Genomic DNA, 9840 nt, shown 5'->3' with positions numbered 1-9840 from the left:
TGGGGTTTTACCAGTTTTGAGGTGGCCAATTACCTAATTTTCAGGGAAAAAGTGCCTAAATTTCCCCCCGATCACTCCCAGATCCAGTACTTTTTGATTGACAAAAGGTCTAAAAGTCTTACCCAACAAGGTTTTTAGATTTATTCAACCAGCCCTAGATAATTTATGAGAACGAACAAAGGAAATTCTAAATCCTCCCGCCCGTTGCGAGTGCCGAGAGGTCGCAGGGACGACCGCCGCCACACCCCCAAGGTAAACCGGACAGGTCTCTATCAACGCGCGATCCGGCAGTCCTTCCTCAAACTCGACCCGCGCATCGCCGTGCGTAACCCGGTCCTGTTCGTGGTCTGGTTAGGAACGATCGTCACGGCCCTGGTCACGATCGACCCGCATCTATTCGGCACGATCGCCGGGGATAGGGGACAACAACGGCTACTTAACGGCATCATCACCCTGATCCTCTTCTTCACGGTGCTGTTCGCCAACTTCGCCGAGGCGATCGCCGAGGGACGGGGAAAAGCCCAGGCCGATGCCCTGCGCTCCACCCGCAGCGACACGATGGCCCAGAAAATCCTTGCCGACGGCTCGATCGAGTCGGTCAGTTCCACGGCCTTGGGTCGGGGCGATCGGGTAAAACTGGTGGCCGGGGACGTGATTCCCGCCGACGGGGAAGTGATCGAGGGAATCGGTTCGGTGGATGAATCGGCGATCACCGGAGAATCGGCCCCCGTCCTCAAACAACCCGGAACCGACATCGCCAGTTCCGTCACCGGCGGCACCAGGCTTCTCTCGGACGAGTTGACAGTGCGGATCACTCAAGATCCCGGCCAGGGTTTTATCGATCGCATGATCTCCCTCGTGGAAGGGGCCGAGCGCACGAAAACCCCCAACGAGATCGCGCTGACGGTACTTCTGGCCGTGTTAACCCAAGTCTTTCTAATTGTCGTGGCCACGATTCCGCCGATCGGAAACTATATCGCCGGTTTCCTGGAAACGAGCCTCGGGCCGGCGGTTGCGGATACCTTTCGGGCCGGTTCCAGTATCGCCATCTTGATCTCGCTCCTCGTCGCCCTCATTCCCACGACGATCGGCGGTTTATTGAGCGCGATCGGCATCGCCGGGATGGATCGTGTGGCTCAGTTTAACGTCATCGCCACCTCCGGGCGCGCGGTGGAAGCCTGCGGCGACGTGAATACCCTCCTTCTCGACAAAACGGGAACGATCACCCTCGGAAACCGACTGGCTGACGAATTTATCCCCGTGAACGGTCATAACCTCGAGGAATTAGCCCGCATCTGTCTAGCGGCCAGCCTTTTCGACGAAACCCCGGAAGGACGCTCGATCGTTGCCTTAGCCCGGAATTTGGGCGCGAACCTCGATATCGATGGCCAACCCGGCGAGGGAATCGAATTCTCCGCTCGTACCCGCATGAGCGGCACCGATAGGGCCGGCGAGGAATACCGTAAGGGAGCCGTAGACGCGATTAAAGGTTTCGTCCGTTCCCGCGGTGGTTCCGTTCCCGAAACCCTCGATCAGGCACAGGAAAGGGTTTCCCGTTTGGGGGGAACTCCCCTCGCCGTCTGTCGGGGTAACGATATCTACGGGGTGATCTATCTCAAGGACATCGTGAAGCCTGGATTAAAAGAGCGTTTCGACCAATTACGGCGCATGGGTGTGAGAACGATCATGCTCACCGGCGACAACCAGATCACGGCCTCGGTGATCGCGGCGGAGGCGGGGGTGGATGATTTTATCGCCGAGGCTACCCCAGAAGATAAGATCGAGGTGATCCGTCGCGAGCAAGCCAAGGGCAAGTTAGTTGCCATGACGGGAGACGGAACCAACGACGCACCGGCACTGGCCCAAGCTAATGTCGGTGTGGCGATGAACTCCGGAACCCAAGCGGCGAAGGAGGCGGCCAATATGGTGGATCTCGATTCCGACCCGACCAAGCTGATCGATTTAGTGACCATCGGCAAACAGTTACTCATTACCCGCGGCGCCCTGACCACGTTTTCGGTAGCCAACGATATCGCCAAGTATTTCGCCATTATCCCGACAATTTTCGCCGCCGCCGGGATCGGTGCTTTAAATATCATGGGTTTGAAAAGCGCTCAATCGGCGATCGTCTCGGCCCTGATCTACAATGCCCTGATTATCCCCGTTTTGATTCCCTTGGCACTTAAAGGCGTTCAATTTCGCCCGCTCACTGCTGACCAACTATTGCGGCGCAATATCCTCATCTACGGCGTGGGAGGCATGATTGCCCCGTTTATTGCTATTAAGATTATTGATGAGATAATTTCAGCGATCGGGTTGAGGTAATGGGAAAATCGGCAATATTTAAGCCTAGTTTATTCGGATTGAAGCACTCGAATCGGGATTTTAGCCAAAAAGAAACATGGGGTAAAAATCAATTTAACTCCTCATTTCCAGCTTCTTTGTGCGCTTACTTGGATGGGAAAGGACTGAAAAATGTCTATCTGAAACTTGACGAAAATTTAAAAATTCAACCTGCGGAGTTAAGTACAAAAGAGTTATACGGTCTAGCTCCCGATTCCGATCATTTATTTTATGCTTTCGAGAGTCAATTTAGAGGAGGGAGCAAAATGATCACAATCGATTTATTCGCTGGTTGTGGTGGTTTATCTTTAGGTTTCCAGAAAGCGGGGTTTACTATTGTGGCCGCATTTGATAATTGGATACCTGCTATAGATGTCTATAGAAATAACTTTAGTCATCCGATATTTAATGTCGATTTATCTAGAGAATCTAGCCAAGAAATATTTGCTCAATATAATCCTGAGATTATTGTCGGCAGCCCTCCTTGTCAAGACTTTTCCAGTGCTGGGAAGAGAGACGAGGGTTTAGGACGAGCGAATCTAACGCTCACATTCGCCGAAATTGTAACTGGAGTAAGTCCGCAATGGTTTGTTATGGAAAATGTGGATAGAATTGAGAAAAGTAAAATACTCACTCAAGCAAAACAGATTTTTAAAAGCCATGGTTATGGTTTAACTGAAAAAGTTATTAATTCTTGTTACTGCGGAGTTCCTCAAACTAGAAAAAGATATTTTCTGATCGGTAAAATGAAGGAAGAAGATGATTTTTTAATCGATGAGATCAATGAAAATCTATCAAGTCAACCTCTGACTGTATTTGACTATATGGGCAAAGAATTAGATATAGAATACTATTATAGACATCCTAGAAGCTATCAAAGAAGGGCGATATTCAGTATTTATGAACCTAGCCCTACTATTCGAGGAGTAAATCGACCAGTTCCCAAAACCTATCGACAACATCCCGGGGATGCTTGTCATCTTAAGGAAAAATTAAGACCGCTAACAACGAGGGAGCGAAGCTATATTCAAACTTTTCCTAAAGACTTTATTTTTACAGGAACAAAATCTAATCTAGAACAAATGATTGGCAATGCTGTTCCTATTAATTTGGCTAGATATGTAGGCCAATGTATTCTTAACTATGAATTGAAAAAGGAGAACAAGACAACCTATCGACAACTACAGCTATTTTCTTGATTTACTGGCAAAAACAAATCTCCAAAAAACTCTAATTCTTATGAAAGCAGCCCCTAGAAAATACCGATTTTTCTGGTATATTTTCTTAAATTTCTGTCTAACAATTCTTTTCTCCTCCATCGTTCAAGCTTCTACGGGAAGCACTATCGATAGGGGGCAAGCCTTCGCATTAACCCTTTTAGGATTAGTCGCCTTTGCTTTATTTATCTATCTGTTCTTGGTCATCTTTGTACCGGAGAGGTTTTAATCATGAGTTTTGCACGCGAGGCCGGTAGAGCCATCCGTTCTACCCTAGTTCTCTGGGTGATCACTGCGCTGATCTATCCTTTCTCGATGATCGCCATCGGTCAAATTCTTTTTCCCTGGCAAGCGAACGGGAGTTTAATTACCAATAATCAAGGTCAAGTGGTGGGTTCGGCTCTAATTGGGCAACCTTTCACCAGCGATCGCTATTTCAATAGTCGTCCAAGTACCACCGCCTACAGTACGGCCGATCCGAAAAACGATCCTAACAAAGTCCTGCAAACCGGAATTTCGGGGGCGAGTAACCTAGCTCCCAGTAACCCCCTGTTGATCGAGCGAATTAAAGGAAAACCCGATCCCGACCCGAAAAAAGCACTGGAGGGGGAGATTCCCCGATTAGAGAAGACGGGAATTAAACCCACCGCAGCTCTGGTGTACACCTCCGGATCGAGTCTCGATCCCCATATCACCCCGGAAGCCGCCAGAGCGCAGATCGAGCGGGTGGCGCTCTCACGCGGATTACCGACGAATCAAGTGGAGATCCTCGTTACCAAAAACACCGACGAGCGCTTTCTCGGCATCTTCGGCGAACCGGGGGTTAACCTGCTGAAACTGAATTTGGCTCTAGATGCGATCGCAAATTCCCGATAGGGTTTCTGATGCTAAATCCTGTTTAAAAGGTATAGGAAAGTGGGAAGAGAGAGTTTGCCTTTAAAAACCCCAAGTTAGTAGATTTACAAAAATGGGATGCAGCCGCTAAAAAACTAACTGGGAGAGTATTGTTTAGCTGATCTTACCTTGAGATTCACATTGAAAACCTTCATCTTGCCAAGCTTCCAAATCAACGGAATTTAAGGGAATGACTTGCCAACAGGGGGGATAGATTAATTGTCCCACAAAAGCCCAAATTATACTTCTAGTCACATCTAACCCAGTTTTTAGCTTTGATTCGTGATTACCGGGGATACCAATTTCTCGGACTGCATCGATTTCTACTGCTATACCGTGGGATTGCAAGTGAATTTCTGCTAACCATTTAGCGCGGGGTAAATGAGTAGGAGAGGTGACAACTTTTACTTTATGTACTCCCCATTGTTTTAAAATTGGCACGGCAAAGAAAAAATTGCCGAAGGTAGAATCAGCACACTTTTCTAACCAGACGTTAGTTTTTGGCGCTTTTGCCCGTTCAAATAGTAATAAAATACAGGGGTCTTTCGAGCCTTCGGAAATCAAAATCGGTATATTGGGGTATTGCTGGGCCAGATTAGCTGCATAAATTTCCCGACGAATGCTGCCCCCCAAAACTAAGATGGCATCAATGGGTTTTTGTTGATTAATTGGCAAGCGGACGGCTAAATTAATCGCTAGATTAAGGATAATAAACCCAAAAACCAGAATCAGAGTTAGTTTTAACCATCTTTGCCAATTTCGGTGTTTACGCACAAAATTTTTCGATTTTTTCCCCATTGTTTAGAGATGGTGTAACAATTGTGCTTTGATAATTTTTTCTGCGGGGTTGAGTTTGACTAATTGTGAACCTGTCCCGTCTTTACCCGTAACTGTCACAGTCTCTACCTCTAAGGGTAGTTTTCGATTCTGATTGGTACTTAATAACACTATACTCCCCTCCCGGGCCGCTACCATGGCCGCTAAACTATCCTGTTTGTTAACGAATTGTAAAGCGGGTGAACCAAGATCGCCTAATTGTGATAAGCGTAAATTCTCGATCGCCAGTCTTTTCCCGTAACCTAATCCCGAAATCAGCAGCAGATTTTGCCGATGAGGGAGAGAAACACAGCCGGCTAGATGTTCCCCGTAGCGCAATCGCAAAATTGCTAAACCCTGAGCGGATTTACTCATCATTGGCAATAATTCCTCGCGCACGGGATAACGCAACACCCGACCGCTACTGGTGGCGATCGCTAAGTCCAGGCCTTCGTGAGTAAAAATAGCACCATATAGGCGATCGTCTTCTTTCAATTTCATGAGGGACAAACCCCGACTACCAACCCCCTCTAATTCATCGATGGGAAGCCGCTTTATTCGCCCCTGTTGACTCAGTAAAAGCAATTCTTGACTTTTTTGAGGTTCCGTCAAGAAAAATTGATTTAACACGGCTTCTGAATCTTTTTGGGCGGTTTTGGTCAGCAGACTGGAGATTAACACCGGTTGATTGTCTTTTGGAGGAACTTCCCGGGTAGCAATCGGGTAAGCTTTAGCATTATCGAGGATAACTAGGAAATTTTCCCGTTTTTCGATCGCCTGTTGATAGATAATTAAACCCCGGTCCGGCGCTCGCTCTTCTGGTGTCGTCCAACTAATTTTATCTTCGGCATCAAGCAATAAAATCGCATTTTCTGGGGGTTCTTGGGGCGTAAATAGGCTTAAAATCGGTTCATTCTCACTCTCAGACTTTTTCTTAACTTTATTCTCCTGTTTTTTAACCACAGAATCCTGTTTCTTCCCTTCTGACTTGAAAGAGGGTGTAGGGTGTGGGGTGTGGGGTGTGGGGTGTGGGGTGTGGGGTGTGGGGTGTAGGGAGTGGGGTGTAGGGTGTGGGAATTAGGAATTAGGAAGTGGGGGGAATAAATAAAATAATCTCCTGACTACTGCCTTCCTTAACAACATAGCTATCGCTTTTTCGGAGTCAAGAGATGTTTCTATTTTTTCATCTTCATAAATATACTCAATCTCAAACCAGCGAGCCGAGTATTTTGGATGTATTTGTACTTCCTTGATATGTTTGTCTTTGAGTCTTTCAGTCAATGGGAATTTTAAGGAACCCATTCTTAAGTGGGTGGGTGGAATTAAATATAAGATGAACGTAGGTTGGGTTGAAGCATGAAACCCAACGCCCGCATGGGTTACGCTACCGCTAACCCATCCTACAAATAATTGTGCCTCCCTACTTAACTTTAATCCTCGCAATAATCAGGGGGAAATGTCCGTCCGATCCAAAGCAGTCAGGGAGTTAAAAGTTTTCACTGTAGCTTTAGTGTATAGTGAAATATTCTCAACGTCAAGCCGCCCTAAAAGGCCGGGGTTTCAAACCGATTATTTTCGATGAAAAAATTAATTCTAGCCACGAGTAACCCGGGTAAATTAGCAGAGATAGGCGAATACTTAACTGATATTGACCTAGAATTGCAGTTAAAACCCGATGATTTAGAGATAGAGGAAACCGGGGCGACTTTTGCCGAAAATGCCTATTTAAAAGCTGCTCAAATTGCCCTAACATTGGGAGAATGGTCGATCGCTGATGATTCGGGATTGGAAGTAACCGGGTTAGGAAATGCCCCGGGGATTTACTCGGCCCGCTACGGTGAAAATGATCGAGAAAGAATCGATCGCCTCGTCAGAGAATTAGGAGATAATCAGGATCGCTCGGCCCGTTTTGTCTGTGTAATTGCGATCGCCCGTCCCGATGGTGAGATTGCCTTGAGCGCCACAGGAATCTGTACGGGAGAAATTTTAACCAGTCCTAGGGGTGAAGGTGGTTTTGGTTACGATCCGATTTTTTATGTTCCCGAATACGCTTTAACCTTTGCGGAAATGTCTCCCGAATTAAAAAGAAAAATTAGCCATCGAGGACGAGCTTTTCAGCAATTGCTGCCCCATCTCAAGACTCTCGCGGGTACAAATTCATTAAAGCCCTGACTTGTTCAGCATGATAAGAGCTTCTTGTCAAGGGACTCGCAACAATTTGTAAAAATCCCAGAGACTCACCGTATTCGCGCCAAGCGTGGAACTGTTCGGGGGTGATAAATTCCTGTACACCGAGATGTTTTGGCGATGGTTGCAGATACTGCCCGATGGTGAGAATATCACAATCGACGGCCCGTAAATCGCCCATCACTTGGCGCACTTCCTCGTCGGTTTCCCCCAATCCCACCATAATGCCCGATTTTGTGTAGGTAGCGGGAACAATGGCGCGAGCGCGCTGCAATAATTCTAGAGAACGCTGGTAATCGCCCTGGGGACGCACGCGACGATAGAGACGGGGAACAGTTTCGGTATTGTGGTTTAAAACTTCAGGTTTAGCGGCAAGAATTAAAGCTAAAGCCTGCCAATTGCCACAAAGATCGGGAATCAGCACTTCGATGGTGGTTTTTGGGGAAATGCGGCGAATTTCCTCGATACAACGGACAAATTGACTAGCGCCTCCATCGGCCAAATCATCGCGATTGACAGAAGTGATCACTACATGATTAAGATCGAGACGTTGCACGGCTGCCGCTAGTCGCAGGGGTTCCGTGGGGTCTAAAGGTTGCGGTTTTTTCTCAAAATCTATATCACAGTAAGGACAGGCGCGAGTACAAGCAGGACCCATAATTAAAAAGGTAGCCGTCCCCGCGTGGAAACATTCGCCGATATTGGGACAGGAAGCCTCCTCACAAACGGTATTTAAGCCTAAATCGCGTAAAACTTCCTTAACACTGCCGACTCGCTGCCATTGCGGTGCTTTCACCCGTAACCACTCTGGTTTGACCGTCACGCCTGAACTACTCCGATAATTTTTGCCTATATCTGTAATATCCTAGCAAGTCTCGACCCACTCAAGGCCGAATATGCTATGATGATTTAGCTGAAAATTTTCGGGATGTAGCGCAGCTTGGTAGCGCACTTCGTTCGGGACGAAGGGGCCGCAGGTTCGAATCCTGTCATCCCGATTAAAGACAATCAAGGTGTAATCTGTTCTATGGTTAAGTAGATAGGTGTTAAAAATTGTCAGTAAGTAGCTGGTTATAATTAAATTAAAAATGGATTTTAGGTTCGATCCCCCCTGCCCCCCTTGATAAGGGGGGTGCCGATCCCCCCTGCCCCCCTTGATAAGGGGGGTGCCGATCCCCCCTTAATCCCCCCTTGATAAGGGGGGTGCCGATCCCCCCTTAATCCCCCCTTGATAAGGGGGGTGTCTGACAACTTTTAACGCCTACCTACTTAGATCATGAAAATTGAGGAATTACTCAAAAACAAACGAGAAAAAATCATTGCTATTGCTGCTAAACACGGCGCAAATAACGTGCGAATCTTTGGTTCTGTCGCACGGGGAGAAGCTGACGAAAAAAGCGATATTGATTTATTAATTGATTATTGTAGCGAACGTCGGAGTCCCTGGTTTCCTTTGCCGTTAATTCGAGAACTCGAAGCTTTGTTAGGCTGCAAAGTTGATATTGTTACCGAACAGGGACTTAAAGATAGAATCAGAGAGCGGGTACTTAAAGAAGCAATACCACTATGAGAGATGATACCGAACGCTTGCGGGATATTTTAGAAGCAATTGAGCGGGTAGAAAAGTATGCTCCACAGGGAAAAACCGTGTTTGAACAACAAGAATTAATTCAAACTTGGATTGTCTATCATTTACAAATTATTGGTGAAGCAGCTAGAGCAACTTCTCAAGAATTTCAAGCAAGATACCCCGAAGTTCCTTGGCGAGATGCCAGCGATCTAAGAAACTTAACTATTCATGAATATTTTCGTATCAATCTAGAGATTATTTGGGATATTGTTGAAAATGACATTCCTCCTCTAAAACAACAAATCGAAGCTATTTTACAGGAATTGATTTGACGAAACCCAGTCCAATTATTTAAAACTGTTGGGTTTTAGGTTCGATCCCCCCTTAATCCCCCCTTGATAAGGGGGGCATTTGATAATTTTTAAAGCCTACCGACTTAGTAGGTTGATTCATGAATCAATCTACTAAGCACGACGTTTTGACAAATTTTCAGCTATTTATTCCGAGAAATCGAATTAAAACTTTGCCAGATAAGGAAAGGCAAATAATCGTGAGCCGCCTTTAGGTGATACTAAATCCTGTTTAAAAAGTATAGGATAGTGGGGTGTGGGGTGTGGGGAGAAACAATTCATAACTTGAGAGTTAATCACACTATTAAAAAAGGATTTGGTATCATTTTTGTAAATCTACTAATTTGGGATTTTTCAGGGGAAACTTTCTCCTAAAATTGGGCGTTACTTTCGGTTTTATCACTCAATCCAAGCTTTTGGGGGGTTCTACCCCCCAAACCCCCCGTTGGGGGCGTGGCGCCGC

The 9840-nt window shown here is 46.5% G+C and carries 9 protein-coding genes, 1 tRNA gene and 1 pseudogene; 8 read left to right on the top strand and 3 right to left on the bottom strand.

The window, feature by feature from the left end; all coding sequences use genetic code 11:
- Positions 1-165: 165 nt before the first annotated feature.
- The 4 genes from kdpB to kdpC are packed head-to-tail and all read left to right on the top strand — an operon-like array spanning position 166 to position 4436.
- Positions 166-2325 carry a potassium-transporting ATPase subunit KdpB gene (kdpB, locus tag O9295_RS03010; protein ID WP_288031592.1) on the top strand — a complete coding sequence of 720 codons (2160 nt, stop codon included), beginning with the start codon at positions 166-168 and terminating at the stop codon, positions 2323-2325.
- Positions 2325-3542 carry a DNA cytosine methyltransferase gene (locus tag O9295_RS03005; protein WP_288031590.1) on the top strand — a complete coding sequence of 406 codons (1218 nt, stop codon included), beginning with the start codon at positions 2325-2327 and terminating at the stop codon, positions 3540-3542. The genes kdpB and O9295_RS03005 overlap by 1 nt, the downstream gene beginning before the upstream one ends.
- Positions 3543-3582: 40 nt before the next feature.
- On the top strand, positions 3583-3789 hold the full coding sequence (locus tag O9295_RS03000) for a potassium-transporting ATPase subunit F (RefSeq protein WP_288031588.1): 207 nt from the start codon (positions 3583-3585) through the stop codon (positions 3787-3789).
- 2 nt (positions 3790-3791) lie between these two features.
- Entirely contained in the window at positions 3792-4436 is a 645-nt protein-coding gene (gene kdpC, locus O9295_RS02995; protein ID WP_288031585.1) for a K(+)-transporting ATPase subunit C, read from the top strand.
- Between the two features lie 132 nt (positions 4437-4568).
- On the opposite strand, the gene O9295_RS02990 is transcribed toward kdpC, so the two are convergent.
- Positions 4569-5252: a YdcF family protein gene (locus O9295_RS02990; protein ID WP_288031582.1), complete on the bottom strand. Its 684-nt coding sequence runs from the start codon at positions 5250-5252 to the stop codon at positions 4569-4571.
- Between the two features lie 3 nt (positions 5253-5255).
- A pseudogene (locus tag O9295_RS02985) lies at positions 5256-6296 on the bottom strand (DNA gyrase C-terminal beta-propeller domain-containing protein); the annotation flags it as partial.
- A 552-nt stretch (positions 6297-6848) separates the two neighbouring features.
- Here O9295_RS02985 and rdgB point away from each other — a divergent pair.
- Positions 6849-7442, top strand: coding sequence for an RdgB/HAM1 family non-canonical purine NTP pyrophosphatase (gene rdgB, locus O9295_RS02980; RefSeq protein ID WP_288031580.1), 594 nt, complete (start codon positions 6849-6851; stop codon positions 7440-7442).
- On the opposite strand, the gene lipA is transcribed toward rdgB, so the two are convergent.
- The gene (lipA, locus tag O9295_RS02975) at positions 7405-8310 is read right to left on the bottom strand and encodes a lipoyl synthase (protein WP_502846487.1); all 906 of its coding nucleotides are present in this window, start codon (positions 8308-8310) and stop codon (positions 7405-7407) included. The two genes, rdgB and lipA, sit on opposite strands and share 38 nt — an antisense overlap.
- A 71-nt stretch (positions 8311-8381) precedes the next feature.
- Here lipA and O9295_RS02970 point away from each other — a divergent pair.
- From O9295_RS02970 to O9295_RS02960, 3 genes are all read left to right on the top strand, one after another.
- Positions 8382-8455: transfer RNA gene (locus O9295_RS02970), tRNA-Pro, on the top strand.
- Positions 8456-8733: 278 nt separating this feature from the next.
- Positions 8734-9027, top strand: coding sequence for a nucleotidyltransferase family protein (locus O9295_RS02965; RefSeq protein WP_002760266.1), 294 nt, complete (start codon positions 8734-8736; stop codon positions 9025-9027).
- The gene (locus O9295_RS02960; RefSeq protein ID WP_002760267.1) at positions 9024-9359 is read left to right on the top strand and encodes a HepT-like ribonuclease domain-containing protein; all 336 of its coding nucleotides are present in this window, start codon (positions 9024-9026) and stop codon (positions 9357-9359) included. Before O9295_RS02965 ends, O9295_RS02960 begins: the two co-directional genes overlap by 4 nt.
- Positions 9360-9840: the final 481 nt, after the last annotated feature.

The sequence above is a fragment of the Microcystis sp. LE18-22.4A genome, assembly GCF_027531105.1.
GTDB classification, from domain to species: domain Bacteria; phylum Cyanobacteriota; class Cyanobacteriia; order Cyanobacteriales; family Microcystaceae; genus Microcystis; species Microcystis aeruginosa.
This window is presented reverse-complemented; position numbering and strand designations above follow the sequence as displayed.